The sequence below is a fragment of the Streptomyces sp. NPDC048584 genome, from assembly GCF_043199595.1.
GTDB lineage: Bacteria > Actinomycetota > Actinomycetes > Streptomycetales > Streptomycetaceae > Streptomyces > Streptomyces edwardsiae.
The window spans coordinates 291,279-316,901 of record NZ_JBICWF010000001.1; the positions used below are offsets into that span (position 1 = coordinate 291,279).

21 protein-coding genes and 1 tRNA gene are annotated in these 25,623 nt (G+C 72.3%); 9 read left to right on the forward strand and 13 right to left on the reverse strand.

Features of this window, described 5'->3' with window-relative positions; genetic code table 11:
- Positions 1–100: 100 nt before the first annotated feature.
- A complete protein-coding gene (fusA, locus tag ACGFR9_RS01180; protein WP_393201712.1) occupies positions 101–2,137 on the reverse strand; it encodes an elongation factor G in 2,037 nt (678 codons plus the stop codon).
- Between the two features lie 477 nt (positions 2,138–2,614).
- On the opposite strand from fusA, the gene ACGFR9_RS01185 reads away from it, so the two are divergent.
- Positions 2,615–3,610 (forward strand): helix-turn-helix transcriptional regulator, encoded by a 996-nt coding sequence (locus ACGFR9_RS01185; protein WP_393201714.1) that lies wholly within the window; start codon positions 2,615–2,617, stop codon positions 3,608–3,610.
- 51 nt (positions 3,611–3,661) lie between these two features.
- Here ACGFR9_RS01185 and ACGFR9_RS01190 read toward each other — a convergent pair whose 3' ends face one another.
- A complete protein-coding gene (locus ACGFR9_RS01190) occupies positions 3,662–3,922 on the reverse strand; it encodes a hypothetical protein (RefSeq protein ID WP_393201716.1) in 261 nt (86 codons plus the stop codon).
- A 430-nt stretch (positions 3,923–4,352) separates the two neighbouring features.
- Here ACGFR9_RS01190 and ACGFR9_RS01195 point away from each other — a divergent pair, with 430 nt between their 5' ends.
- Positions 4,353–4,796 carry a peptidoglycan-binding protein gene (locus ACGFR9_RS01195; RefSeq protein WP_393201718.1) on the forward strand — a complete coding sequence of 148 codons (444 nt, stop codon included), beginning with the start codon at positions 4,353–4,355 and terminating at the stop codon, positions 4,794–4,796.
- A 9-nt stretch (positions 4,797–4,805) separates the two neighbouring features.
- On the opposite strand, the gene ACGFR9_RS01200 is transcribed toward ACGFR9_RS01195, so the two are convergent.
- Together ACGFR9_RS01200 and ACGFR9_RS01205 are read right to left on the reverse strand one after the other, a co-directional pair.
- Positions 4,806–6,107 (reverse strand): ABC transporter substrate-binding protein, encoded by a 1,302-nt coding sequence (locus ACGFR9_RS01200; RefSeq protein ID WP_393201720.1) that lies wholly within the window; start codon positions 6,105–6,107, stop codon positions 4,806–4,808.
- 127 nt (positions 6,108–6,234) lie between these two features.
- The gene (locus ACGFR9_RS01205) at positions 6,235–6,972 is read right to left on the reverse strand and encodes a D-Ala-D-Ala carboxypeptidase family metallohydrolase (protein ID WP_393202734.1); all 738 of its coding nucleotides are present in this window, start codon (positions 6,970–6,972) and stop codon (positions 6,235–6,237) included.
- 290 nt (positions 6,973–7,262) lie between these two features.
- On the opposite strand from ACGFR9_RS01205, the gene ACGFR9_RS01210 reads away from it, so the two are divergent.
- Positions 7,263–7,784 (forward strand): peptidoglycan-binding protein, encoded by a 522-nt coding sequence (locus tag ACGFR9_RS01210; protein WP_393201722.1) that lies wholly within the window; start codon positions 7,263–7,265, stop codon positions 7,782–7,784.
- 95 nt (positions 7,785–7,879) lie between these two features.
- Here the strand turns inward: ACGFR9_RS01210 and ACGFR9_RS01215 are convergent, their stop codons facing one another.
- Positions 7,880–8,827, reverse strand: a complete 948-nt coding sequence (locus ACGFR9_RS01215; RefSeq protein ID WP_393201724.1) for a ParB N-terminal domain-containing protein — start codon at positions 8,825–8,827, stop codon at positions 7,880–7,882.
- A 243-nt stretch (positions 8,828–9,070) separates the two neighbouring features.
- Here ACGFR9_RS01215 and ACGFR9_RS01220 point away from each other — a divergent pair, with 243 nt between their 5' ends.
- From ACGFR9_RS01220 to ACGFR9_RS01230, 3 genes are all read left to right on the forward strand, one after another.
- A complete protein-coding gene (locus tag ACGFR9_RS01220) occupies positions 9,071–10,477 on the forward strand; it encodes an MFS transporter (protein ID WP_393201725.1) in 1,407 nt (468 codons plus the stop codon).
- 450 nt (positions 10,478–10,927) lie between these two features.
- On the forward strand, positions 10,928–13,357 hold the full coding sequence (locus ACGFR9_RS01225; protein WP_393201727.1) for a protein kinase: 2,430 nt from the start codon (positions 10,928–10,930) through the stop codon (positions 13,355–13,357).
- Complete coding sequence (locus ACGFR9_RS01230; protein ID WP_393201729.1) at positions 13,354–15,645, forward strand: protein kinase; 2,292 nt, start codon at positions 13,354–13,356, stop codon at positions 15,643–15,645. Before ACGFR9_RS01225 ends, ACGFR9_RS01230 begins: the two co-directional genes overlap by 4 nt.
- Before the next feature lie 47 nt (positions 15,646–15,692).
- Here the strand turns inward: ACGFR9_RS01230 and ACGFR9_RS01235 are convergent, their stop codons facing one another.
- Both ACGFR9_RS01235 and ACGFR9_RS01240 read right to left on the reverse strand, forming a co-directional pair.
- Positions 15,693–15,914 carry a helix-turn-helix domain-containing protein gene (locus ACGFR9_RS01235; RefSeq protein ID WP_393201731.1) on the reverse strand — a complete coding sequence of 74 codons (222 nt, stop codon included), beginning with the start codon at positions 15,912–15,914 and terminating at the stop codon, positions 15,693–15,695.
- 234 nt (positions 15,915–16,148) lie between these two features.
- Positions 16,149–16,607 (reverse strand): MarR family winged helix-turn-helix transcriptional regulator, encoded by a 459-nt coding sequence (locus ACGFR9_RS01240; RefSeq protein ID WP_393201733.1) that lies wholly within the window; start codon positions 16,605–16,607, stop codon positions 16,149–16,151.
- Between the two features lie 63 nt (positions 16,608–16,670).
- On the opposite strand from ACGFR9_RS01240, the gene ACGFR9_RS01245 reads away from it, so the two are divergent.
- The 3 genes from ACGFR9_RS01245 to ACGFR9_RS01255 all read left to right on the forward strand — a co-directional run bounded on the left by ACGFR9_RS01245 (position 16,671) and on the right by ACGFR9_RS01255 (position 18,736).
- Positions 16,671–17,039 carry a VOC family protein gene (locus ACGFR9_RS01245; RefSeq protein ID WP_393201734.1) on the forward strand — a complete coding sequence of 123 codons (369 nt, stop codon included), beginning with the start codon at positions 16,671–16,673 and terminating at the stop codon, positions 17,037–17,039.
- 200 nt (positions 17,040–17,239) lie between these two features.
- Positions 17,240–18,013, forward strand: a complete 774-nt coding sequence (locus ACGFR9_RS01250; protein WP_393201736.1) for a hypothetical protein — start codon at positions 17,240–17,242, stop codon at positions 18,011–18,013.
- 105 nt (positions 18,014–18,118) lie between these two features.
- Positions 18,119–18,736, forward strand: coding sequence for a DUF1707 domain-containing protein (locus ACGFR9_RS01255; RefSeq protein ID WP_393201738.1), 618 nt, complete (start codon positions 18,119–18,121; stop codon positions 18,734–18,736).
- Positions 18,737–18,856: 120 nt separating this feature from the next.
- On the opposite strand, the gene ACGFR9_RS01260 is transcribed toward ACGFR9_RS01255, so the two are convergent.
- The 6 genes from ACGFR9_RS01260 to sucD all read right to left on the reverse strand — a co-directional run bounded on the left by ACGFR9_RS01260 (position 18,857) and on the right by sucD (position 25,617).
- Positions 18,857–19,213, reverse strand: a complete 357-nt coding sequence (locus ACGFR9_RS01260; protein WP_393201739.1) for a hypothetical protein — start codon at positions 19,211–19,213, stop codon at positions 18,857–18,859.
- Positions 19,214–19,226: 13 nt separating this feature from the next.
- The gene (locus ACGFR9_RS01265) at positions 19,227–19,448 is read right to left on the reverse strand and encodes a hypothetical protein (protein ID WP_393201741.1); all 222 of its coding nucleotides are present in this window, start codon (positions 19,446–19,448) and stop codon (positions 19,227–19,229) included.
- A 113-nt stretch (positions 19,449–19,561) separates the two neighbouring features.
- On the reverse strand, positions 19,562–22,597 hold the full coding sequence (locus tag ACGFR9_RS01270; protein WP_393201743.1) for a BTAD domain-containing putative transcriptional regulator: 3,036 nt from the start codon (positions 22,595–22,597) through the stop codon (positions 19,562–19,564).
- A 293-nt stretch (positions 22,598–22,890) separates the two neighbouring features.
- Positions 22,891–22,975: transfer RNA gene (locus ACGFR9_RS01275), tRNA-Leu, on the reverse strand.
- Positions 22,976–23,120: 145 nt separating this feature from the next.
- A complete protein-coding gene (locus ACGFR9_RS01280; RefSeq protein WP_393201744.1) occupies positions 23,121–24,662 on the reverse strand; it encodes an aldehyde dehydrogenase family protein in 1,542 nt (513 codons plus the stop codon).
- Between the two features lie 70 nt (positions 24,663–24,732).
- Positions 24,733–25,617, reverse strand: coding sequence for a succinate--CoA ligase subunit alpha (gene sucD, locus ACGFR9_RS01285; RefSeq protein ID WP_311644900.1), 885 nt, complete (start codon positions 25,615–25,617; stop codon positions 24,733–24,735).
- Between the last annotated feature and the right edge of the window lie 6 nt (positions 25,618–25,623).

The following is a 25,623-nucleotide window of genomic DNA, read 5'->3' on the forward strand; positions in this document are numbered from 1 at the left end:
AGGGGCATGCCCCGACCGAACGCCGGCGGTCGGGTGTGCTCGTACGGCGGCGGTGGCGGCCCCTCCCGGCTGAGTTGCGGGAGGGGCCGCCGTCCACGCGTTACCGCGCGGGCGCGGGCGCGTAGCCGGTGGGCCGGGTGGTGAAGGTGCCCCGGCCCTGGGTGCGGCTGCGCAACCGGGTCGCGTAGCCGAACAGTTCGGCCAGCGGCACGGTCGCGGTGACGACCGTGGCACCCGCCCGGGTGACCGAGCCGGTCACCCGGCCGCGGCGCGCGGCCAGATCACCGAGCACCCCGCCGACCGAGTCCTCGGGCACGGTGACGGTGACCTCGACGACGGGTTCCAGCAGGACCATCGCGCAGGCCCGCAGGGCGTCCCGGAGTCCGAGCCGTCCGGCCGTGCGGAACGCCGTGTCCGACGAGTCCTTCACATGGGTCGACCCGTCGGTGAGCGTGACGCGGAGCCCGGTCACCGGGTGGCCGCCCAGGGGTCCTTCGGCCAGGGCGTCCCGGCAGCCGGCCTCGACCGCCCGGACGTACTCCTGCGGCACCCGGCCGCCGACGACCGCCGAACGGAACCCGAACCCGTCCTCCGGGGAGTCCAGCGGCTCGACGTCCAGCACGACATGGGCGAACTGTCCCGCCCCGCCGTCCTGTTTGACGTGCCGGTACACGAAGCCGGACACGCCCCGTCCCACCGTCTCCCGGTGACTCACCCGGGGGCGGCCGACGTTCACACCCAGCCCGTGCTCACGCCGGACCTTCTCCACCGCGACCTCCAGATGCAGTTCGCCCATGCCGGACAGCACCGTCTGCCCGGTCTCCGGGTCGCTGCGCACGACCAGCGAGGGGTCCTCCTCGGCGAGCCGCGCGAGCGCCGACGCCAGACGCCCGGTGTCGGTGCCCTTCAGCGCCTCGACGGCCACGGAGACGACCGGTTCGGCGACCCCCGGAGGTTCCAGGACCAGCGGGTTCCCCGGTGCGCACAGGGTGGCGCCGGGGCGGGCGGACTTCAGCCCGATCACGGCGACGATGTCCCCGGCGACGGCCCGGTCCAGCCGGTCGTGCCGGTCGGCCTGGACGCGCAGGATGCGGGCGACGCGCTCGGAGCGGCGTGCGGTGGCGTCCCATACCGTGTCTCCCTTCTCGATCGTTCCCGAGTACACCCGCAGATAGGTCAGCCGCCCGGTGGCGGTCGCGTTCACCTTGAACGCGAGGGCCGCCAGCGGTGCCGCCGGGTCGGCGGCCCGCCGCTGTTCACCGCCGTCGCGGTCCGTGCCGTGCACCGGCGGCACGTCGAGCGGCGACGGCAGGTAGGCGAGTACGGCGTCCAGCAACGGTTCGACACCGCGGTTGCGGTAGGCGGAGCCGCACAGGACGACGACGGCGTCACCGCGGTGGGTCAGGTCCCGCAGCGCGGCGGCGAGCGTGGCGTCGCCGAGCGTGCCGGTGTCGCAGAACTCCTCCAGCGCGCCCGGATGCAGTTCGGCGACGGTCTCCTCCAGCAGCCGGCGCCGTGCGCGCGCCTCCTCGCGCAGTTCGTCCGGCACCGGTGCCGCGTCGTCGGCCTTGCCCTCGTCGGTCCAGGTCAGGGCACGCATACGCAGCAGGTCGACGACGCCGGTGAAGGTGTCCTCCGCTCCGATGGGCAGTTGCACCGCCAGGGGTACGGGGTGCAGCCGCTCCCGGACGGAGGCGACGGCGGCGTCCAGGTCGGCGCCGGACCGGTCCATCTTGTTGACGAACGCGATCCGCGGCACACCGTGCCGGTCCGCCTGCCGCCACACCGACTCGCTCTGCGGTTCCACACCGGCGACCGCGTCGAACACGGCGACCGCGCCGTCGAGGACGCGCAGGGAACGCTCGACCTCGTCGGCGAAGTCGACATGGCCCGGGGTGTCGATGAGGTTGATCCGGTGACCGTCCCAGGCGCAGCTGACGGCCGCGGCGAAGATGGTGATGCCCCGGTCGCGTTCCTGCGGGTCGAAGTCGGTGACGGTGGTGCCGTCGTGGACCTCGCCGCGCTTGTAGGTGGTGCCGGTGGCGAACAGGATCCGCTCGGTGACGGTGGTCTTGCCGGCGTCGACATGGGCGAGGATGCCCAGGTTGCGGACGGTGGCGAGGGGGTTGGTGCGCATGGCCGGTGGCCTTTCGGATGTTTCCGGGAAAGGGCGGCGCGATTCCCCGGCGCACGGCCTCGTACGCCCCTCGTCGGTCGGGGCGTTCGAAGGTCAGACGTGCGTCACGGGCATCCGGTGCCGGCCGCGCTGCGGGCACCGGACGGCGGGAGACACCAGGATCACCACGGACCGGCGGGACCGGGAACGGGGGGCGGCAGCGGTGGCGTGGTCGCGCACGGCTGTACTCCCCTCAACGGTCATGGAAGCGCGGCCCGTTGGCGGGCGGCGCCTGTGCGGTGAGTGTAGGGAACGCGGTGGCAGCCGGGCCACGCCTTTTCCCCCGGGCCACCGCTGCGGCTGTCCCGTCGCGGACGCCTGATCGCATCAACGATCAACAAACCCTGGAGTCTTGGGTTCCAGAACGTCAAGATGTCCTTACACTGCGGCAGAGGCATGGGTGGTCGTTCTCCCATGACATGACCGGGAGTGGTGTTCGTGGAAGCGCGCGAAATGGGGGTCCTCGGGCTGTCCGCCGCCGAGGAACACGTCTACCGGCATCTGCTGCGCAACCCGGGCGCTCCCCTGGACGACGCGCACATCCTGCTGCGGCACAGCGCGGACACCGTACGGGCCGCCGTGGACCGGCTGCGCGTGCTGCAGATCGTCCGCGAGGACGACGGGACGGTCTGGGCCGCCGAGCCGCAGCTCGTCGTGGCCCGGCTCGCGGAGCAGCGTCTGGAGGAGCTCTACGGGGAGATACGCGTCCTCACCCATCTCGGCCCGATCATCGACGCCCTGACGCGTGACATGCCCGCCACGGCGACCCCGGAGGCCGTGCCCACCGTCGAGCGGATCACCGATGTGAAGGAGATCCGCACCCGTCTCGACGAGCTCTCCTTCTTCGCCCGCGCCGAGGTGCTCTCCGCCGAGCCCTACGACGCGCTGAGCGTCGAGAACATCGAGCACGCGCGTCCGCTGGACATGCGCTGTCTGCGACGCGGCGTCGTCATCCGCAACCTGGTGCGTCCCGAGGCGCTGGAGGACCCGCCGACCGTCGCGTATCTGACGGAGCTCGCCCTGGCCGGTGCCCAGATCCGGGTCTCGGGCGAACTCACCGAGCTGATGCTGGTGTACGACCAGCACACCGCGCTGGTGCCGATCGATCCGCAGGACACATCGAAGGGCGCGCTGTGCGCCCGGGAGTCCGGGATCGTCACCAACATCATCCGGCACTTCGAGCGGCTGTGGGACTCCGCCGACGTGTTCAGTCCCCTGACCGGGCTCGCGGAGTCCGCGGGCGCCGAACCGTCGGAGGCCCAGCGGAGAGTACTCACGGCCATGTGCTCGGTCGGCACGGACGAGGCCGGCGCCCGTGCCAGCGGGATGGCCCTGCGCACCTACCGGCGTCACATCTCCGCCCTGATGCAGCTCCTGGGCGCGGAGAACCGGGCGCACGCCGCACTACTCGCACGCGAACGCGGCTGGATATGACACCCCCGCGCCGCTGGGCCCGCTCCGTTCGGGCGCGGGCCGGCGCGTCGCCTACTTCTCGCACTCCTCCGGATCGGCCGGCCACTGCATGCCGCCCTGCCAGCCGTTCGCCGGGCCCCGGCAGGTCTCCTTCGGCGGGCCGTCGGCGGTGAGCGGTGTCCGGGCCGGACCGCCCGACTGCCCCGCTCCCCACGCCACGCCGGTCACGGCCAGGGCGGCCACGGCCGCTCCCGCGAGCGCCGAGCGCACCACTACGGCTCTGTTCCTCACAACGTCCCCCTCGTCGTCCGAACCGCTGCTCACTCCGGTCATGTCATGGTCCGGCCGGCCGACCGGACCGCAGCGGCATCAGGGATTCTGGCACGCGGCGGGCCGGGCGGACTCCGTCGCAGCGGGCAGCCTCCTGCCAGCCGCGCGGCAGCATCCTGCCGGTCCGGCCGCGAGACGGCTCCGTGGCTCAGTGGTGGACCCACGCGTCCTCGGCGAAGCACTCGAACACGGACGTGGTCCCGTCCCCCGGTATCCCGTCGATCAGGGGAGCGGGCCGGCTGCCGCTCCGGCCGGACGGGGCCGTCGGTCCGCCGGGACGCGGACGCCGTTCAACCGCCGACATGCAGCGGTCGGACGCCGGCGTGCCCTGGACACCTTTGACACACACGAGGGGCCGGAAGCACTCTGCCGCCCCGGCTCAGCTGCCGAGCCCCGCCGGATCCACGCCTCGGAAAGGACCGTCATGCAGTCGATGAGACGTCTCAGGGCATGTGTCGTCACCGGAGCCCTCACCACGGCTCTCCTCGGAACGGGGGCCGCCGTCGCGCCGTCCGCCTCCGCCGCGCTCTACACCTGCGTCAAGGCAGGCAACATCGTCTACCCCTCGTACTACATCCGGATGCCCGTCAACTCCGGCGGAACCGGTGAGGTGGACTGTCTGCTCCCCGTGGGCAGCACCGGATCGGCCGTGACGGCACTGCAGCGCACGCTCAACCGGTGCTACGCCGCCGGGCTGGAGCCGGACGGTGTGTACGGGGAGCTGACCGAGGCGGCCGTCCGGGAGGCGCAGCGCGCGGCGGGGGTGACCGCGGACGGGGTGTACGGGCCGCGTACCGCCGCGGCCGTCCGGCACGCCACATGGTCGAGGGAGGTGCCGGACCGTTTCCTCGGCTGCCGCCGCTACAGCCCGAGTTGACCCCGCCCGTCACCCGGGCTGAGCGGCCGCCGTACGCCGCTCCCGCAGATTGCGGACGAACCTGCGGGGCGTGGACCGGCCCGAGAAGAGGTCCGCGACCTCCTTGCGCAGGCCCGCGCGCCAGACCGGGTGGACGGCCTGCTCCCAGTTCAGCCTGAACGCCGGTGCTTCACCCACCAGTTGGTACTGGAATCGGATGAACTCGGGGTGGGGAGCAGTACCGAGCCGGCGCGCCGCGGCGGCCGTGACGGGCACCTCACCGGCCGCCAGCAGGGCGTCGGTGTGCTCCGGGGTGGAGAACTCCTCCAGGAAGCCGAGAAGTTCGTCCCCGCCGCCGGTGAGGTCCCCGGCCGACAGATAGCCGGCCGGGGTGCCGACCAGGTTCCTCGGGTCGCCCTTGCCGCCTTCGACGGCAGGGAAGGGGAGCCAGCCCAACTGCTCCCGGGCGAAGGCGGGGAAGCGGTCGACGAGCGCCGCGTGCTCACTGGAGTCCATGAGGTGCATGGCCGCCCGCCCCCGGGCGAACCGGGCGGTGGCCGATCCGCCGGTGGCCGAGACCTCCGCGAAGTCGTCGCCGAAGGCGCCGTCCTCGGCCAGGGACGTCACCTCCTGCGCGGCCCGCAGGACCGCCGGATGCTCCCACTGGGTGTAGTCGCCCGCCTGGATCCGGCCGAACACCTCGGGACCGCCGAGGCGTTCCACCAGATACGCCAGCCACATCAGCTCAGCCGACGGATCCGCGCCGGCCAGCGCGAACGGCGTGATCCCCGCCTTCTTCAGGCGTGCGGCGGCCCGGCGGAGCGTAGCCCAGTCGGACGGCGGGCGCAGCCCGAGTCCGGCGAAGAGCGCCTTGTCGTAGAAGAGCAGCACGGGCCGGGTTCCGCGCACCGGGACGCCGTAGGGACGCTCGTTGACGCGACCGCCCGCCAGCGCGGCGGGGAGGAAACTCCGCCCGAGTTCCGGATGGTCCAGCATGAGGTCGTGGAGGTCGGTCACCCGGTACTCCTCCGCGGCGGTGCGGATGGATCCGCTCCCCCAGTGGAAGAAGAGGTCGGGGCCGCCGCCGTCCAGCGCGGCGCTCAGCTCGGCCTCGTAGGCGTCGGGCGGCACCCGGCGCAGCCGCACCGAGGTGCCGGAGGACCGGTGGTAGCGCTCGGCGGCCGCTTCGAGGAGGCGGATGGCGCCGTCGTCGGGAACGAGGGCGGTGAGCGTCCGCCGCCGGGGCGAGGGCGTGGTCGCGCCGCAGCCGGTGAGACCGGCGGAGAGCAGGGCGCCGACGCCGAGGAAGCACCGTCTGGTGGGGGACAGCATGGGGCAAGTGCCCTTCCGTGAGGAGCTGTTGGCCGTGCCGCCGGATTCGTCCAGGCGGACGCGACCCGGGACGGGCCGGGCCCGGCGCCGTCACCGCGACGCCGGGCCCGGGGCTGGACGGGAACCGTCAGAAGTTGGAGCAGCCCGGGGCGCTCCAGAACGGTGACGGGTCGTGGGCCAGGTGCGTGTGGTCGTTGTGACCGTCGTAGCCCTGGCCGAGGATCTCCGAGAAGCCGGCGGTCTTGCCCTGCACGGCGTAGGAGCAGCGCCGGGCGAGGGTGCCGGTGAGGTCGGCGGCGTCACCGTAGCGGTGGCGGCTGCTGGGCGCGCTGTCCGGCGGCTGGCAGGCGTCGGAACGGAAGCCGCTGGAGACGGTCATGGAGGTGTCGCCCAGCTTGTGCCGGATGGCCTCCAGCTTCCACATGGTCTTCAGCGCGTTGGCCTTGGCGGTGGCCGCGCTGACGGCCCCGCCGGCCCAGGTGGAGTTGCACCGGTTGAGCTCGGCGTAGGAGAAGTGGATGGGGGTGCAGTCGCTGTCCGACAGCTGGTTGATCTTGGTGATGGTCTGGGTGCCGGCGACGCCGTCCACGTCCAGGTTGTAGGCCTGCTGGAACTTGCGGACGGCCGCTTCCGTGCGGTCCCCGTAGACGCCGTCGTACGACAGGCGTTCGCCGGAGGTCACCCAGCCCGCGACGCGGATCTGCAGCTGTCTGACGTCCTCGTTGGACTCGCCCGGTTCGAGGGGCAGGTTGGACCAGGTCCGGCAGGCGACCGCGTGCGCGGTGCCGGCGGTGACGCCGGTTCCCACCATTCCAATCATGAGCATGACACATGCAAGCAGGGAGTACAGAGCTCTCCTGACCATGCCGATCTCCTCGGTTCTCATGGGATTCCGTACGGGCCCGGGGCCCGATGGGCGGGCTCACCATAGGCGTGGGCGGCGCGACGGCAAACCAGTGCGCTGAACACCGCCGGACGGCGTGTGAACTGGCAGGATGCGGCCACCGGCCTGCACCCTCCTGCCGCGGACGAGGGGCCTCACGACGGCCGCGAGGGAGCACACTCCTGGAGGCGGCCCGCCGGCCGACGCACCGTCACCGGAGCGCTCGCCGCGAGCAGTCACCCGTCCTTTTCTTCTCTGCACCGGGAGAGCCCATGTTCCTCAACCGCACCCTGCGCAAGACCCTCCCCGTGGCCCTGGCCGCCGTGACGGCTCTCGGCCTCGACATCTGCGTGGCCACGTCCGCCTCGGCCAACATCAACGACGGCTACGTCTCGGGCTCGGGCGCCTTCGCGGACGACTGGGACGACGAAGGCACCCTGGCCCAGGGCTACCCGGGGACGTACTCCAACGCCACCTGTCTGTGGCAGAAGGTCCTGTACGCCGACGGCTACCTGTCCACCTCCGAGGTCGACGGGGTCTTCGGCAGCACCACGGACGCGGCCACCTACACCTGGCAGTACGACCATGGCCTGGAGGCCGACGGTATCGTCGGGAAGAAGACGTTCAGCCGGGCGGGCGACAAGCTGCGCGACCAGACCGGGGACGGCCAGGTGGACACCTACCTCGGGAAGACGCACCACATCACCATGGTCCGCAACTCCGCCGGACGGTACGCGTTCTCGGAGGGCGCCGCGACGCACGTCGCCTCCTACACCAGCCGCACCTGCTCCTGATCCGCACCCACCGCCGCATCGCGCCGCCGGGCCACCCGGCGGCGCGATGCCGTGCGTGGGCGCGGCGCCCAGGCCATAGCGCCCGCTCCCGCCCGTCACACGGCGACGCCCGGACCGTCCTGCCCGGGCTCGCCGTCGGCGACCTGCGCGCCGAAGCGCTGCCAGCCCTCCGCACAGGCACGGGCCACCAGCTGGAGCGCCTCCCGGGACTGGCTCGCGGCCGCCTGCGCGGCGGAGTCGGGCCGTTCCATGAAGGCCAGGGTCGACGTCACCAGGCGCAGCAGGGTGCGCCCCTGGTCGTTGTACCGCAGCGACGGATCCCGCAACAGCTGTTCCAGCCGGGGCCGCAGGGAGTCGGCCGGCGCGGCGGCCGGAGTCTCATCGGGCTCCGCCGCGAGCCGGCGGCGTACGTCGAGGGCCGTCCCCACGGAGATTCCCGCCCGGCGGGCCACGGCCCGCAGACTCGCCTGCGGCTCGCGCGTCATGATCTCCCGGGCCCGCTCCCGCCCCTCCCGGGCGGAGAGCGGGCGACGCCGCCCGTCCCGGCCGACGCGGTAGCCGGCGGTCTCCCCCTCCGGCGCGGCACGCGCGCGCAGTGCGGCGACGGTACGCGGCGCGACCCCGCACACCGAGGCCACCCACCGGTCGGACCGCTCCGGACACGAGTCGAGCAGACGGCGCGCGGCGGCGGCGCGCTCGTGCGGCGCCAGGGGCAGTCCGTGCGAGGAGTTCAGACGTACGGCGGCCACGAACGCCTCGTCGTCGGAACCCACGAACCACCGCACGGGCACCCGGTCCAGGCCGCGCGACCGTGCCGCGGCCAGCCGGTGGTGCCCGTCGATCACCCGCATGCCCGCCCTGCGGACCAGCAGGGGCGGCATCGCGTCCACGCGGTCGGCGAGCGACCGGACATGGACCATGTCCAGGCCGCCCAGCCGAGGGGAGTCCCCTTCGGCCAGGGCGGCGATCGCGACGCTCGCCGCCGGGGCTCCGCCGTGGTCCTCGGTGTCCCGGTGCGGCTCACGGATGTCGCGCGTCGTCATCGGGCCCCTCCCGGGAAACCTCGGCCGCTGACCGGCGCGCCCACGCGTCGCCGCCGTCAGAAGCCTGCCAGCGGCCGGCACCCGGCGGGACCGGCGGAGGTGGCAACTTGCGGTCACCCGCCGACACCCTCTTGCCACGCCGGCCCGCGGGACGCCCCGCCGTCTCACACTCTGGTACGGCGTTCCTGATAAATGAGATGTCTGGGATCGTTGGGCAACCGTTCTACCTGGAAAGACCGTGAAATGCCCGCACCATCCGCCAGCCCGGCCCCCGTCAACTCCCGGTCCCGCGTCCTCGTCGCGAGCCTCATCGGCACGACGATCGAGTTCTACGACTTCTACATCTACGCGACCGCCGCCGTCCTGGTCTTCCCCTCACTCTTCTTCCCGAACAGCGACCCGACCACGGCGCTGCTCTCCTCGTTCGCCGTGTTCGGGGCCGCGATGGTCGCCCGCCCGATCGGCGCCGTGGTCTTCGGACACCTCGGCGACCGGCTCGGCCGCAAGGGCACCCTGGTGGCCTCGCTCCTCACGATGGGCATCGCCACCTTCCTCATCGGCGTACTGCCCACGTACGCGCAGGCCGGCTGGGCCGCCACCGCGCTGCTGGTGCTGATGCGGCTCGCGCAGGGCTTCGCGCTCGGCGGCGAGTGGAGCGGCGCGGCCCTGGTCGCGACCGAGAACGCCCCGAAGGGCAAGCGCGCTCTCTACGGCACGTTCCCGCAGCTGGGCGCCCCGCTCGGTTTCATCATCGGCAACGGGCTGTTCCTGATCATCGGCGCGCTGCTGCCGTCGTCGGCGGGCGCCGACCCGTCCCAGCCCTCGGACGCCTTCCTGAACTGGGGCTGGCGGGTGCCGTTCCTGTTCTCCGCCGTGATGGTCGCGATCGGCCTGTGGGTGCGGATGCGCCTGGTGGAGGCACCGGTGTTCGCCCGGACCCGGGAGGCCGGCCTGGTGCGGAAGCTGCCGCTCGCCACCGTCCTGCGCGGTCACTGGAAGCAGCTGGTCCTCGGCACGTTCTTCATGCTGGCGACGTATGTGCTCTTCTACCTGATGACCACGTTCTCGCTGAGCTACGGCCGTACGGCCGAGGACGCCGCCGTACCCGGCCTGGGGTACGACTACACGACCTTCGTCCTGATGATGATCTTCGGTGTGCTGTTCTTCGCCGTGTTCACCCTGGTCTCCGGCCCGCTCGCCGACAGGTACGGCCGGCGCCTCACGCTGATCCTGGTCACCGCGGGCATCCTGGTGTTCGGGCTGGTGTGGGTGCCGTTGATCGGCCTGGGCACGCTGGGTGTGGTGCTGTGGCTGGTGCTCGGCTTCACCCTGATGGGCATGACGTTCGGCCCGATGGGCGCGCTGCTCCCGGAGCTCTTCCCGACGAGCGTGCGGTACACGGGCTCCGGGATCTCGTACAACGTCAGCTCGATCCTCGGCGCGGCCGTCGCCCCGTTCATAGCGGTGGCCCTGTGGGAGGCCGGCGACGGCTCGCCGTGGCTGGTCGGCGTCTACCTCTCCTCGATGGCTCTGCTGACCCTGGTCGCACTGCTGCTGGGCAAGGAGACGAAGGACGTCGCTCTCGACGAGGGCGAGGCCGTCACCGGCCCCGAGCACGACGAGGTGCCCGCCGCCACCGCGGCTCCCTGAGCCGTCCGGCGGGCCCGCCGAGGCCCTCCGCGCCCGTGCACCGGGCGCGGAGGGCCTCGGTGTGTCCGGCCGCCCGCGGGCGCAGAGGGGCGGGGTCCGGTGCCGGTCGGCCGCGCGGCTCCGCCCGGAAGCGCGTCTGCCGTGGCCGGTCGGCCACACGGCTCCGCCCGGGAGCGCGTCGTCGGCCACGCGACGGGCGACCGTGGCCCCGTGCGGTCCTGAGACCCCGACAGGACCGCGGAACCGGCGGTCGCCCGTCGCGGCGGTCGCGGCGGTCGCGGCGGTCGCGGCGGTCGCGGCGGTCGCGGCGGTCGCGGCGGTCGCGGCGGTCGCGGCGGTCGCGGCGGTCGCGAGACCGTACGCCCCGTACCGGCGGGATTCCGCACCTCCCCGGATGACACGGAAGCGACTACGATCACCCGTCGACGAGCGACGGGGGGAGCCTGAGCCGTGCGTGAGGGAGAGAGGGAGCGGCGTAGCGGGGACGACGCCACGCCGCGCCGTGTCGGGCCGTACGTCCTGGAACGGCTGCTCGGTGAAGGGGGGATGGGGGAGGTCCACCTCGCCCGGGGGACGGACGCGGGCGACGGCCCCCCGGTGGCGTTGAAGGTCGTACACGCCAGGTTCGCCCACGACCCCGGCTTCCGGGCGCGGTTCCGGCGCGAGGTGGCGGCCGCCCGCAAGGTCGACAGCCCCTTCGTCGTGTCCCTGGTCGAGGCCGACACCGAGGCCGCACGGCCCTGGCTGGCGACCGTCTACGTACCCGGTCCGACACTCGCCGACGAGATCCGGTCCTCCGGCCCACTGCCGGAGGACCGGCTGCGGGAGCTCGGCCGTGCGCTGGCCGGCGCGCTGACGGACATCCACTCCGCGGGCCTGGTGCACCGTGATCTGAAGCCGTCCAACGTGCTGCTGCATCCTGACCGGGGGGCCCAGGTGATCGACCTGGGCATCGCGCGTGCCGTGGACGGGACGCGGCTGACGGCGACCGGTCTCATGGTCGGTTCGGCCGGCTTCATGGCACCCGAACAGCTGACGGGTGACGGCGTGGGTCCGGCCGGCGACGTGTTCGCGCTGGGCGCGGTGCTCGCGTACGCGGCGACCGGCAGACCCCCGTTCGGCGGCGGGCCCGCGCACCGGATCGGCCACCGGACGCTGACCGGGGAGGCGGATCTCGACGGGGTGCCCGCCGCGCTGCTGCCGCTGCTGGTCTCCTGCCTCACCAAGGATCCGGCACAGCGGCCCACTCCGCACCGGATCAGGGGCGCGCTCGACGGCTCCGCCCCGTTACCGCGGCCCGGTTCGGCCCCGACGGTGCCGCTGGGCCCGGGACCGTCGCCGTCTTCGCCGGCACCGGACCAGGGCCGGCCACCCCGTCCCTCTCCCTTTTCCACGCCCGCGTCCCCCCGTGCTCGTCGGCCCGTGGGCGGCGGCCGGCTCCCGCTCGTCGCCGGCGTCCTGGCCGTCCTCCTGGCGGGCGCCCTGGCCGCGGGCCTTCTGGCGCTGCGCGGCGAGGACAGCCCGTCCGACGGCGGCGGTGCCGACGACCGGGCGTCGGCCCGGCCGTCGCCCTCGGTCCCGGCGCTCGCCGAACCGGTCAGCGCCCTCGGCCCGGCCGTTCCCCGGGGCGTCTGGTCGCGGACCTGGCAGGACACCATCATCCGCTACGACACGAACGAGGCGGAGTACGAGAAGGCGACGGAGCGGGGCAACGACTACGCCGTCGAGGCGTGGCTCACCGACCGTGTGCTCGCCCGTGTCGGACACCGCTCCGTCCAGGGACTGTCCCCCGACACGGGCCGGGTCCTGTGGACGCTGAAGCCGCCGGCACCCGGGATGGTCCCCTGCGCCGCCTCCCGCACCGCACCGGGCGGCATCGGCGCCGTGCTCTTCGGCGCGGCGGACGAGGACGGCGAGCGGAACGGAACCGTCGGCTGCGACCGCGTCGTCGCGGTGGACCTGGCCTCCGGCACCTCCCTGTGGGAGCACCGCCGGCCGGGCGACCCGTACGCGACCTCGGGCATCGACTCGGACGTCCTGGACATCGGCAAAGACCGCGTGGTGGTCATGACCGGCGGCCTGGTGACCGCGTGGCGCCTGCGCGACGGCGCCCCCGCCTGGTCGCACGAGGGCAGCCGCGACCGGTGCGCGATCAACGGGATGGCGGTCGGGCAGTCCAGTGTCGTCGAGGCGCTGACCTGTCCCGTCACAGAGGACTCCCGGCTCGACAACCGTCCCACGACGGTCCGTTCGGTGAACATCGCCGACGGCCGGGTCCGCTGGACCTCCACCGTCCCGGACGACGTCCCCGTGGCGCGCGTGGAGACGGCCGAACCCCCGGTCGTCAGCCTGCCGGGACCGATCGGCGACACCGAGGGCCCCATGATGGTCTTCGGCAACGAGGGCAAGCCGGGTCCGCAGCTCCGCGAGACCCAGCCCCAGGGCACCCTCGGCGCCTGGACCCGCAACCGTTTCCAGCTCACCCCCGCCTTCTTCGGGTGGCGCGACACCGCCGTCACCCTCACCCAGCAGGACGGCCTCCGGCAGACCGGCATGGACGGGGTCGCGGCCCTCGACTCCCGCACCGGGAAGATCCGCTGGCACCGTCAGGCACCCGACGGTTCCTCCCCGGTGATCGCGGGCGTCGACGACCGGGGCGTCCTGGTGGTCCACGTGACGGAGCCGGGAACCACCGCCCTGGTCCGGTACGCGCTGGACGACGGCACGCCGACGGCGGCCGGGGAACTCCCCCGGCTGCCGGACCGCGCGGAGTTCGGCGGCGTCCGCCTGTACGGCGACCGGCTCGCGCTGATGACCGGTGAACACAACCTGCTGACCAAGGGAATCATGATGTTCAAAGCCTCGGGGAGCGGGTCGTGAACGAGGGGACGACCACGCCCGCGCCGAAGGACCCGGAGCGGATGGGCGGTTACCGGATCCTCGGTCTGCTCGGACAGGGCGGCATGGGCCGGGTGTTCCTCGCCGAGGACGCCGAGGGCCACCGGGTCGCGCTCAAACTGATCCACGAGGAGTTCACGGCCGACCCGGAGTTCCGCAGGCGCTTCAGCCGCGAGGTGGAGGCGGCGGGGAAGGTGCTGAGCTTCTTCACCGTGCCGCTGGTGGACTCCGGCGCCGACGCGGAGACGCCGTGGCTCGCCACGCAGTACGTCCCCGGCCCCTCGCTGAGCGCCGCCGTGCGCCGCGACGGACCGCTGCCCGTGGAGCGGCTGTGCTCGCTGGCCGCCGCGCTCGGCGAGGCGCTCATCGTCATCCACGCGGCGGGCATCGTGCACCGCGACCTCAAACCGTCCAACGTACTGCTGGCCGACGACGGTCCCCGCGTGATCGACTTCGGCATCGCCAGAGCGGTGGACTCGGAGGAGCTGACGGGCACGGGTCACGCCCTGGGCACCTTCGGCTACGCGCCGCCCGAGCAGATCGTCGCGGAGGAGCCGGTCGGGCCGGCGGGTGATGTCTTCGCCCTTGGCGGCGTGCTGCTGTTCGCGGCGACCGGGCGTGATCCCTTCGGCGAGGGCCCGCCGGCCGTGCTGGCGTACCGGACCGTGTACGAGGAACCGGAACTCGACGGCCTGCCCGAGGAGCTGACCGCGCTCGTACGGCGCTGCCTGGCCAAGAACCCCGCGCTGCGGCCCACTCCGCGCGAGGTGATCGGCGCCGCCCGTGCCGCGCAGTCGCGCGTACCCGTCCGCACCGGTCCGGTCCCCGCCCGTACGGCCGAGGAGCCCACGTCGTACCGCATCGCGCCGCCCGCGCCGCCGTCCCCGGCCGTCGCCGGCTCCCGACCGGATCCGGGGACGGCCGCAGGGGAACGTGCGCGGCGCCGTCGCCGGGCGCTCACCGCCGCGGCGGCCGTCGTCGCGCTGGCCGTCGCGGGCGTCATCTACCTGCCGGACCTGGCCGGGGAGAAGCGGAACACGGACGGCGCGACCGGCAAGGGGCCCGGCATCGGTCCCGCCGCCGACGGTGCCGACCCGCTCCCCGACGTCACCGCGAAGGGCGACCGTCGGGTCGCGTGGACCGCGCAGCCCGGGGTCTTCGAGGTCGACTCGGAAGTCATGGGCGCCTGGCTGACACCCAAGGCACTGGTACGCATCGACGGCTCCGGCGTCCGGGGCTTCGCCCCACGCACGGGAACCTCCGAGTGGACCGTCCCGCCGCCGGCCAAGGGCCTCGTTCCCTGCGGGGCCTCGGACGCCGGGACGGCGACCAGCGGCGGCGTGGGACTCGTCAGGTACGGCAAGGCCTACACCTCGCCCGCCGTCTGTGACGTCGCCGCGGCCCTGGACTCCGGCACCGGCAGACTGCTGTGGCACCGGCGGGTCGGTGAGGCCCCGCGGCACGTCGCCTCGGTGTCCGGCGACATGATGGTGGTGTCCGGTGAGAGGGGTGTCCTCGGGCTGGACCGGGCCACCGGCAAGACGGTCTGGACGTACCCCTGGACCCGGGGGGACTGCGAAGTGGACGACGTGGTCCCCGGCGTGCGCACGATCGCCGTGTCCGACACGTGCGACCAGGAGGACATCGACACCAGACGCGTCGTCGTACTCGACCTCGCCACCGGCAGGGCCCGCGCCACCCACGAGGTCGAACGGAGCGGAGCCACGCCCGTGGAGGTCGTGGCGGCCGAGCCCCTCGTGGCCCGCTACGCCGACCCGTCCGGTGACGTGTACCTGAGCATCCTCGGATCCGCGGGCGGGAAGCCGCTCGACCTGCCGGTCAAGCAGTCCTTCGGCACCCTGCGGCGCTCCGGGACCCTCGTCGGGCGGAACGTACTGGTGATGGAGGCGCAGTCGGGGCCGGGCGGTACCGCCCGGGGGCTGGCGGCGATCGACCTCGGCACGGGAAAGGTCCGCTGGCACACCGAGCCGCGGGAGGAGGTCCTCGAACTCGACCCGCTGCGCATCCAGGGCGACTCGCTGTACGCCGTGGAGGGCGAGGACACGGAGGACCTCGGCGACTGGCTGTTCACCGTACGACGCCGTTCCCTGGCCGACGGCACCGTGACCGAGACCAGCAGGCTTCCCACCGCCTACCAGCAGAACCACCCCGACCGGCTGCTCGCCTCCGGTGGCCTCGTCGTCCAGGTCAACTCGTCCGACGACTACGGCCTCGCGGCCTTCGACACCGAGCCGGACAGCGGTCGCTGAGCGCCGCGGCCCGCGACCACCGGCCCGAACCCTCCCGGTGCTCGCCCTCACCATCGCGCCCCGGCCGTCCACCCGCTTTCCGACCGCCCGATGAACTCCGGCTGGGGAATCCGCCGCCCCCACTCCACCGACGTGGCCATGTCCTCGCCGTAGCTGAGCTTCGCTCCCCACTCCGCCCGCGTCAGCCCCCTGCTCGTCCGCAGCGACCGCAGCATCTGGCCGAAGCACCGCAGGATGCCCGTCTCGCCCTCACCGTGAGTTGTAGTCACCAGCGACCTCACCCACCCGCACAGTGACACCCGCCCCTCAACCCGCCGCAGGCACCACACCCGTCTGTCACTCACGGCTCACTCCAGAGACACACACCGTGGCTCTCACGCCACTTCGGCCCGCTGTCCCCGTACCGCTTACGAACACCCCGCCCGCCGCCACCAGCGCTCCCTCCGCGCGAGCGGGCACTCGACCCCTGCCCGGGCGCGACGGGACGTGCGCCGCGGAATGGGCTATGCGCCCCCGTCGTCATCGCGCAGGGAACGGATCATCCTCTGCAGGATGCGGAACGCGTCCGACTGCTCGGTCCCGCTGAGATCGGCCAGCATTCTGGCCTCGACGGACCGGACGGCCGCGCTCGCCTTCTCGAGGCTCCGTCGGCCGCGAGGCGTGAGCCGCGCGGGGAGCGCCTTTCCGACGGGTGCCTCCGCGGGCCTGGTCACGTAGCCGTCCCGTTCCAGGGCCTGGAGCAGCACGCTCATCGTCTGCCGTGTCACGAACGCGCCCCGCGCGAGCTCGGAGTTCGACAAGCCCGGTCGTTGCGCCAGCAGTTCGAGGCAGGAGTAGTGCGTCACGCTCATCCCGAGCGGCCGCAGCACTTCCTCCATGGCCGCGCGCAGGGCGCTCGACGCCTCTTTGAGCAGGTAGCCCAGTGACGTCTCCAGATCGACGCCGACACCTTTTTGACTCATGTCAGCATTCTGACATAGATTGCCGTGTGTCAGAAAACTGACATGGAGAGAAGGAGCATCATCATGCCCGCCACCGGCCCCGACTTCATCTCGCTCCAAGTGCGCGACCTCGACGCTTCGCAGGCGTTCTACGAGCAGTACCTGGGCCTCGTCCGCTCGCCGGCCGGCCCTCCGCACGCCGTCGTCTTCGACACGAAGCCGATCGCGTTCGCAGTCCGCGACATCGTTCCCGGAACCGACCTCGCATCCGTCGCCCAGCCCGGCATCGGCGCCGCGATCTGGCTCCACGCCACCGACGTCCAGGCCATCCACGACGCGCTCGCCGCCGACGGTCACAGCATCGTCTCCGCACCGATCGACGGCCCCTTCGGCCGGACCTTCACCTTCGCCGACCCCGACGGCTACCAGGTCACGCTCCACGACCGCGCCTGACCGGCCGGCGAACACGGCCGCGAGGAGCGCGCGGGCCCGTACGGCGAGGGTGATGCGCGGCGCCCCGGCCCGCCAGCAGGCGCCGATCCATGCGCGCTGGGCCCGGGCGGGGGCCGACAGGGGCGGGACGAGGAAGTCGGACCCCCGGCGGCGCCAAAACGGCTAATATCGCCTGAGTCTCGGCTGGGGGGGAGGGCATGGTGGCCGGCGCATCCGATGACCATTCCACTGCCAAGGTGTGGGCGCTGATCGGCGGAATCGCGTCCGTGCTCTCGATTCTGGGCTGGCTGGGCTTGAACGACGCGGGCGAGCTGAAGGACCTGCTGGCCGACTCGCCCCCCTCCAGTTCCAGCCCCGGCCCGCGCACGTCTGCGCCGACCGACCGCATTACCGATGACTCCGGCACCGGTGAGGGGAGCGCCGACGAGCCCGACCCCGAGCCGTCGACACCCACTCCGGATCCCACCGGAGAGGCGTTCGAAGCCGTCTCGGCCGGCGACTGCCTGGCGGTCTACGACACGGGTCGCGGGGGCACGACCAGCGTCGACTGGAGCGTCGGCGCTCCGCCGGACCCCGTGTCCTGCGCCGGCGAGCAGGCGCAGGTCCAGGTGACCGCCATCAACACGGCCTGCCCCACCGGCTACGGGAAGTCGTACTGGAGCTACCGGTCCGCCGCCACCGGCGACACCACGAAGCTCTGCCTCACCCGCGTCTACCACGCCAACTACTGCATTCTCGGGCGGCAGTCCGGCGACTCGATCTCCCTCGCCCTGATGACGGCCGTGGCCTGTCGACGCGAGCCGGTGCCCGTCCCGTACAACCAGATCATGCACGTCACAGGCGTCTACCGCGCCCCGGCGGGCGCCGACGCGAACAACTGCCGCCGGGTGGCAGGCGACCAGACGCGCTACTGGGCCGCCCTGGTGGACGATGGCGCCACGTTGCTGTGCACCACGATCTACCAGGGCAGCTGACCGACAGCCCGGTCCCCCGGCCGCCGCGAACCCGACGCCTTGCGTCCAGGGAACCCAACTCACCCACCATCGCGCCCGATCCGCCGGCTGCTTATCCTTGTGGCCATGACGGCCCAGACTCCGAAGCCCTCTCCGCTCCCTGTTCCGCCGGGAGAGCTCCGCGCCTCCCACGACGACCGGGAAGCAGTGGTGGAGCAACTGCGCGATGCGGCAGCCGATGGGCGAATCGACCTCGAAGAGCTGGATTCGCGCCTGGAGCAGGCACTGAACTCCAGAACCTACGCCGAGTTGGCCGTCCTGACCGCCGACTTGCCCAGGGTGCGTTCCACTGAGGACCTGCCGCCGCTGGTGCTCAAGGGCGGCCTGTACGGCGCGTCCCGAGGCCCCGGTCGCTGGGAGGTTCCCGGACACGTGATCGCTCACGGAGGCCTGGGGGGTGTGAAGGTCGACTTCACCCGGGTCGAGTGCCGCCTCACGGAGGTCGCGGTCGAGGCGTACGGGGAGACAGCCGGCGTCACCCTCGTCATCCCCGAGGCCTGGGCCGCGGACACCAGCGGCATGGATCCCGGCATCGGCGGTCTGAAGGACAGGACCACCCCCGACCGGCTTCCGGGAACTCCGCTGATCCGGCTCACCGGGTCCGGCGGCATGGCGGGAGTGGTCATCCGCCATCCCAATCGCCGGGAACGGCGCAAGCTGGACAGCGACCCGACGCTGGACTAGTGCTGCATCAAGGCGGAGCTTCGGGAGCGGTGACGGGCACCGCGTGGGCCGGCCGGGGAACGGCCCGTCCCGATGAGCGGGGTGCGGTCGTCGGGCCGTCCCGCCTCACGACCGTACGGCTCAGTCGCCTATCCGATCGGTCACCGGCTCGCTGCATTCGTCGTTGCCCAGATCGGGACCCTGGGTGCAGACCCAGAGAGTGATCGTTCCCTCCTCTCGCATGTTGTAGTTGCAGGTCTTCTCCGCCTCCGGTGTGCTCACGCTGCAGGAACCCGAGCGACCGTAGTCCGTGAACCACTCGACGGAACTCGTGCGGTGCTCGTAGTGCTCCACCCAGACTTTGTCGCCGTACCGGATGAATCCGCCCCAGGAGTAGCCGTTGGTCACCACCACATCGGCATGGGCCGATGTCGAGAACCACAGGACGGTCGCGGCAGCGCCGACGACGGCCACCGCTGCACGGGAGAGTACTCGCATGGAGTTCTTCCCTTCACTGGAGGTGGGTCATCGGCGATGACCCGGGCAGGTGATGCCGGATCGGTTCGAGCTGGGCGTACCGGCCGCCGGCGGCCATGAGTTCCTCGTGATCGCCCTGTTCCTCGATCCGCCCGTCGGACAGCACGACGATGTGGTCGGCGTGGCGGACGGTGCTGAGCCGGTGCGAGATCGGCACACAGGGCCGGCGAGCCTCCCGCCCCAGCTTTCGGTGCACGGTCTGCCTCCTCACGTTCGGAAGCGTGGGGCCACAGTTCCGGGCGCGGCGTCGGCAAACCTTCCGAGAAGCTTGAATCCGCTCAGGGAGCGCACCGGGTTCGGAGCCGGATGTCACCAGCCGGCGGGGCGCAGGTGGGGCAGGGACAGCGGATGGTGCAGGTCCAGCCGGACGCGGATGTCGGCAGCCGTCCTGTCGTGCTGCCGGGCCGTACGGGGGTCGGTCGCGGCCAGTGTCCGGGCGAGTTCGCCGTGAGCCTGGGCCTGCTCGTGGAGATGGTGTCCCTCGCCGGCGACGATGAGCGCGAACTCGTACTGCCCGATCGCCTCGGCCGTGCGTCCGAGCGCTGTGAGGGTCCGGCCGAGTTCGACCCGTGCGTAGGCCTGGAGCCGGGTGTCGTCGTCCAGCAGGGCGACGGCGACGCGCAGGAGTTCCAGCGCGTCGCCGGCGTGCCCGGAAGCACGCAGTGCCGTTCCCATGAGGGTCAGCGCCTCGGCTTCGCCTTCCTTGTCATGGATCCGATGCCGCAGTTCTCGTACCTGGCGCAGGTGGCCGAGGGCCTCCTCATGGTCGCCCAACGCGATGAGGCATCGGGCCAGGGCAGTGACCACATGGTCGTTGGGACTGGCCTGTCCCAACTCCTCGCACCCTGCGTGGGCGGCACGCAGGTACGGCAGCGCCGCCTGGTTCTCCGCTCTCAGCACCCGGTTCACACCGCGGATCCAGAAGGTGATGATCTTTGCATCGAGTCCCAGGGGGGAGAGGCCGGGGAGTTTCCCGAGTTCCGCGTGGGCCCGTTCCGCGTATTCCTCGGCCCCGGAGTGATCGCCGCCGCGCAGTCGCATCAGACCGAGCAGCGCGAGGCTGTGCGCGTGGAACTCGGTGTCCTCCTCCGTGCCCGCGGAGGCCGTCAGCAGGTCGTGTGCGAGGGAGACACGGCCGGCCGACCAGTGGGCCAGGGCCAGCAGCGTGTTGAGCATCGCTTCGCCGCCGTCCGCCGCCTCCCTCGCGGCGGACACACCCTGTTCGAGCAACTCGATCGGATCACCGGCGAGGTCGCGGCCGAGGAAACGCCAGAAGGAGATGGCGAGCCGCCAGGCGTAGTCGCTGTGTCCTTCCGCCGCGGCGCATCGTGTCGCGGCCAGCAGGTTGCTCTTCTCCGCCGTCAACCAGGCATGTGCGGTCTCGACGTCCCCTCTCCCGTCGTCAAGGCGGGCTGTCGCGGCCACGACAGCGGCCAGGTAGTGGTCCAGCATCCGCTCGATCATCCGCGGGTCCTCGGACAGACCGCGGGCGTACTGGCGCAGGAGGTCGTGCTGCCGGTAGCGGCCGACGACGGCTTCCTCGGCCAGGTGCGCGTCCACCAGTCGCTGGAGACAGTCGTCGGCCCGGGCCGTCGGCATGTCTGCCATCGCCGCTATGACCCCGGCGTCCGCGTCCATACCGGGATGCCGCCCCAGAGCGTAGAAGACGGTGCGGTCGGCCGGCGCCAGTTGCTCGTGGGACATGCGAAACGCCAACGCCACCTCCCGGTCGGCGAACAGCTTCGGCAACCGCTCACGCTCTCTGGACAGTTGCCCGGACAGATGGGCTATCGGCCATGCGGTGCGGTGTGCCAACCGGGCGCCGGACAGTCGCAGTGCCAACGGCAGTCCCGCGCACAGGCGGACGACGTGTGCCACGGCGTCCGGTTCGGCGGCCGCCCTGTCGTCGCCTACGAGGCGCGCGAAGAACTCCGTCGCCTTCTTCTCCGGCAGGACCGCCAACGACAAGGGCCTTGCTCCGGCGAGAGCCGACAGCCTGGCCCTGCTGGTCACGATCACGAGACTGCCGCCGGCCGGCAGCAACGGAGGCACCTGCGTCTCGTCGACAGCGTTGTCGAGAACGAGCAGAAGCCGCAGTCCGGCGGTCCTTGCCCGCCAGTGGGCCTGGGCATCGCCCGGCACCTCGATCTCCAGCTGTCCCAGCAGTACTTCCAGAGCCTCGTTGGCGGTCAGGGGAGTCTTTCCCGGGCTGTGCCCCTGCAGATCGATGAAGAGCACACCATCCGGAAATCGCCCGGCAAGCTGATGCGCGGCATGGACGGAGAACGCCGTCTTGCCGACCCCGGCCATCCCGTCGATCGTGTAGACGGCGCCTCCGTCCGCGGCGGCGGCCGTCAACCGGGCGAGTTCGTCTTCCCGCCCGATGAAGTCCGGCAGGTCGCGGGGGAGGTAGTTGCGCCCGCGCTGGTGTGCTCCCGAGGCCCTTTCGGCCGAACCGGGCACGGCACTGCGCACGAGTGGGGCACTCGTCGGAGCATCATCGTCGGTCAGAACCCTGGTGGTGGACGGAGTCCGCTCGCGGGTGACCGGCTCCGGCGACGGCCGCGGGCCGGTGACTCCGGACGCCGGACCGGTCAGCTCCAGCGACGGATCGGCGACGAGGACCTGCTGACGCAGCCGGCGCAGCCGTGCGCCCGGCTCCAGCCCCATTTCCTCCGACAGCCGGCGCCGGGCATGCTCGTAGCACTCCAGCGCGTCGGCCTGCCGCCCGCTCCGGTACAGCGCGAGCATGAGCTGACCACACACCCGTTCGTCCAGCGGGTCCTGTTCGGCCCAGGCCGACAGCTGGGCCAGCAGGGCGCCGTGCTGGCCGAGCCGTAGTCGCGCCTCCACCAGTTCGCCCTGCGCGGCCAGTCGTTCCTGGTCCAGGAGGGAGCGCTGCGCGTTGAACCACGGAGTGTCCGCCCCGGCGAAGGCCTCACCCCTCCAGAGGCCCAGAGCCTGTTCCCACAACGCCGCCCGCCGCTCGTCCCCGTCCGCCACCCGGACGGACCGAGCCCGGACCGACAGCTCACGGAAGCGGTGCGCGTCCACCGCCGCGGCCCCCACCGTGAGCCGGTATCCGCCCTGCTCACGGAGGATGTCCGCTCCCGAGGGCGCCAGCGCCCGACGCAGACGGGACACATATCCGTAGAGAGCCTCCCGGCCGCGCCTCGGCTCCCGCTCCCCCCATACCCGGTCCACCAGCACGTCCGCCGGCACCACCCGGTCGGCATCCATGAGCAGCACGGCCAGCACCTGGCGCTGCCGCGCATGACCCGCGTCCACCGGCTCGTCGCCCCGCCACACCTCGACGACGCCCAGGACCCCGAAGCGCACCGACATCTGCCCCCACCTCGTGTCACGGACTCTGCATCACCCGTGTACCTGCCGCTGACCAGCGGACCAAGACCAATTCGAGACGTTCCGAACGTTTCCTCCCGCTCGCCAAGGGGATCCCGATCCTGGGAGACATCGTCGGAGGGGCTGTGGCCGCGTCAGCGACCGCTGGCATCGGACGGGCCACGGACAAGGTACTGCGCGGAGACACTCTGGGGGCCGAGGAGCCGATGCGGAGACGTACACGAGAACGATCGATGGCCCCCACCGACACGGTGGGGGCCATCGATCGAGCGATGTGTCCGAGGGGGGACTTGAACCCCCACGCCCGATAAAGGGCACTAGCACCTCAAGCTAGCGCGTCTGCCATTCCGCCACCCGGACCAGGTGTCCGTCGCCTCGGCGGGTGTTCCCCCGTGGCGACATGGACAACCATACCAAGGTTTCGCAGTGCCTTTCACCTGCGTTTTCCGTGTCTGAGGGCCATGGTGGGCCGGGCGCACGGTGGGTGTCCGGGCGGTCACACGGGTCAGGGCATGAGCTGGTACTCCGGGAAGTTGCCGGGCAGGCGTTCTCCCGCCGGTCCCCGGGTCACGGCGCGGACCAGGAGGTCGCCGCCGACGAAGGCGCCGCGCCAGGACGCGCCGAAGCCGCCGAACAGTTCGTCGCGGTCGCCGCGGGAGCGCGGGACGCCGTGGCCGACCTTGAACGCGCGGATGTGCGGGGCCAGCCGGTCGTAGGTGGACCGGTCGTCCGTGGACAGGGTGGCCACCAGCGCGCCGTTGGACGCGTTCATGGCGGCCAGCAGTTCCGCCTCCGTGTCGACCAGGACGATGGTGTCGACCGGGCCGAACGGCTCCGCGTGGTGCAGCGGCGACGAGGGGGGCGGGTTCAGCAGCGTGACCGGCTGGACGTACGCCGAGGTGTCCTGGCCGGGCAGGAACCGGGTCTCGGACGGCGTGCCCCGGTGCAGCGGGACGGCGCCGCGGTCGACGGCCTCGGCGACCTGGTCGTGGAGCTCCTTCGCCTTGGCCGCGTTGATCACCGGCCCGAAGTCCAGCCGGGGGTACGGGTCGGTGGGGTGTTCGACGGCGAGCGGGTGGCCGACCCTGAGCGTGCGGACCGCGGGGAGGTAGGCGGCCAGGAAGTCGTCGAAGAGCCGGCGCTGGACGACGAAGCGCGGGTAGGCGGTGCAGCGCTGCTTGCCGTAGTCGAAGAGTTTGGGGATCACCGCGCTCAGGGTGTCCCAGTCCGAGTGGTTCCAGATGCCCCAGGTGTTGAGTCCCTCCTGTTCGAGGATGTGCCGCTTGCCGAGGTCGGCCACGGCCGTGGCGACGGCGGCGCCGGTGTCGCGGCCGCCGACGAAGGAGACGCAGCCGACCTCGGGCGCCCGCACCAGCACCTCGGACAGCTCGCCCCCGCTGCCGCTGACGAGGGTGACGGGTATCCCCTCGCGGGCGGCGAGTGCCGAGGCCAGGGTGAGGCAGGCGACGCCGCCGTCGGTCGGGGTCTTGGCGATGACCGCGTTGCCGGCCAGTGCCTGTACCAGCAATGCGTGAACGAGCACGCTCATCGGGTAGTTCCAGCTCGCGATGTTGGAGACGGGCCCGTCCAGCGGAACCCGGCCGTCGAGCATCCCGTCGACACCGTCGACGTACCAGCGCACGCCGTCGATGGCGCGGTCGGCGTCCGCCTGGGCGAGCCGCCAGGGCTTGCCGATCTCCCAGACGAGCAGCAGCGCCAGCAGTTCGCGGTGCTGGGTGAGGGCGTCGAGGGTGGCGGCGACGCGGGCCCGGCGTTCGGGCAGCGGGACGTGCCGCCAGGCGCGGTGCTGGTCGAGCGCGGCGCGCACGGCCTGCCGGGCGGTGACCCGGTCCAGACGGGGCGGGCCCGCGACGGGGGTGCCGTCGACGGGGCTGACGGCGGGCAGTGCCCGGCCGTCCGGCTGCCAGGCGGAGTTCCAGAGGTTGAGGACGCGGTCGTCCCGGAAGGCCTCGGGGGCGACGGCCTGGCAGCGCTGCCAGGCGTCGGTCCAGGAGGCGCCGGATTTGAGGGTGAGGGTGGGTGGCATGTGGTTGGCTCCGCTCTCGGTGCACGGTCGAGAGAAGTCGAGAGAAAGGGGGATGGGGCGCGGAGAGGGCTCAGCCCTCGCCGTTCAGGACGGCGAGCACCTGCCGGGCCGTCTCCGTGGGGGTGGCGCCGACCCTGACCCCGGCCGCCTCCAGGGCCTCCTGTTTCGCCCGTGCCGTACCGGACGAGCCGGAGACGATCGCGCCGGCGTGGCCCATGGTGCGGCCCTCGGGTGCGGTGAAGCCGGCGATGTAGCCGACGACGGGTTTGGTGACGTGGTCGCGGATGTAGGCCGCCGCGCGTTCCTCCGCGTCGCCGCCGATCTCGCCGATGAGGACGATCAGATCGGTGTCGGGGTCGTCCTGGAAGGCGGCGAGACAGTCGATGTGGGTCGTGCCCACGACGGGGTCGCCGCCGATGCCGACGCAGGTGGAGAAACCGATGTCCCGCAGCTCGTACATGAGCTGGTAGGTGAGCGTGCCCGACTTGGAGACGAGTCCGATACGGCCCGGCTTGGTGATGTCGGCGGGGATGATGCCGGCGTTGGACTGGCCGGGTGTGATCAGGCCGGGGCAGTTGGGGCCGATGACGCGGGTGCCCTTGCGCCGGGCGTGGTCGGTGAAGGCGACGGAGTCGTGGACGGGGATGCCCTCGGTGATGACGACCGCGAGGCCGATGCCGGCGTCGGCGGCCTCGACGACCGCGTACCTGGCGAAGGCGGGCGGTACGAAGACGACGGTGACGTCGGCTCCGGTCGCGTCCATGCCCTCGGCGACGGAGCCGAAGACGGGGACGGCTCGCTCGTCGAAGTCGACGGTGCGGCCGGCCTTGCGGGGGTTGACGCCGCCGACGACGTTCGTGCCGGCGGCGAGCATCCGCCGGGTGTGCTTCATGCCCTCGCCGCCGGTCATGCCCTGGACGAGGACCTTGCTCTCCTTGGTGAGGTGGATCGCCATGTCGTC

Coding starts and splice junctions, on each gene's coding strand:
- fusA (WP_393201712.1), bottom strand. CDS start 2,137: ATGCGCACCAACCCCCTCGCCACCGTCCGCAACCTGGGCATCCTCGCC.
- ACGFR9_RS01190 (WP_393201716.1), bottom strand. CDS start 3,922: ATGACCGGAGTGAGCAGCGGTTCGGACGACGAGGGGGACGTTGTGAGG.
- ACGFR9_RS01195 (WP_393201718.1), top strand. CDS start 4,353: ATGAGACGTCTCAGGGCATGTGTCGTCACCGGAGCCCTCACCACGGCT.
- ACGFR9_RS01200 (WP_393201720.1), bottom strand. CDS start 6,107: ATGCTGTCCCCCACCAGACGGTGCTTCCTCGGCGTCGGCGCCCTGCTC.
- ACGFR9_RS01205 (WP_393202734.1), bottom strand. CDS start 6,972: ATGGTCAGGAGAGCTCTGTACTCCCTGCTTGCATGTGTCATGCTCATG.
- ACGFR9_RS01210 (WP_393201722.1), top strand. CDS start 7,263: ATGTTCCTCAACCGCACCCTGCGCAAGACCCTCCCCGTGGCCCTGGCC.
- ACGFR9_RS01215 (WP_393201724.1), bottom strand. CDS start 8,827: ATGACGACGCGCGACATCCGTGAGCCGCACCGGGACACCGAGGACCAC.
- ACGFR9_RS01220 (WP_393201725.1), top strand. CDS start 9,071: ATGCCCGCACCATCCGCCAGCCCGGCCCCCGTCAACTCCCGGTCCCGC.
- ACGFR9_RS01240 (WP_393201733.1), bottom strand. CDS start 16,607: ATGAGTCAAAAAGGTGTCGGCGTCGATCTGGAGACGTCACTGGGCTAC.
- ACGFR9_RS01245 (WP_393201734.1), top strand. CDS start 16,671: ATGCCCGCCACCGGCCCCGACTTCATCTCGCTCCAAGTGCGCGACCTC.
- ACGFR9_RS01255 (WP_393201738.1), top strand. CDS start 18,119: ATGACGGCCCAGACTCCGAAGCCCTCTCCGCTCCCTGTTCCGCCGGGA.
- ACGFR9_RS01260 (WP_393201739.1), bottom strand. CDS start 19,213: ATGCGAGTACTCTCCCGTGCAGCGGTGGCCGTCGTCGGCGCTGCCGCG.
- ACGFR9_RS01270 (WP_393201743.1), bottom strand. CDS start 22,597: ATGTCGGTGCGCTTCGGGGTCCTGGGCGTCGTCGAGGTGTGGCGGGGC.
- ACGFR9_RS01280 (WP_393201744.1), bottom strand. CDS start 24,662: ATGCCACCCACCCTCACCCTCAAATCCGGCGCCTCCTGGACCGACGCC.
- sucD (WP_311644900.1), bottom strand. CDS start 25,617: ATGGCGATCCACCTCACCAAGGAGAGCAAGGTCCTCGTCCAGGGCATG.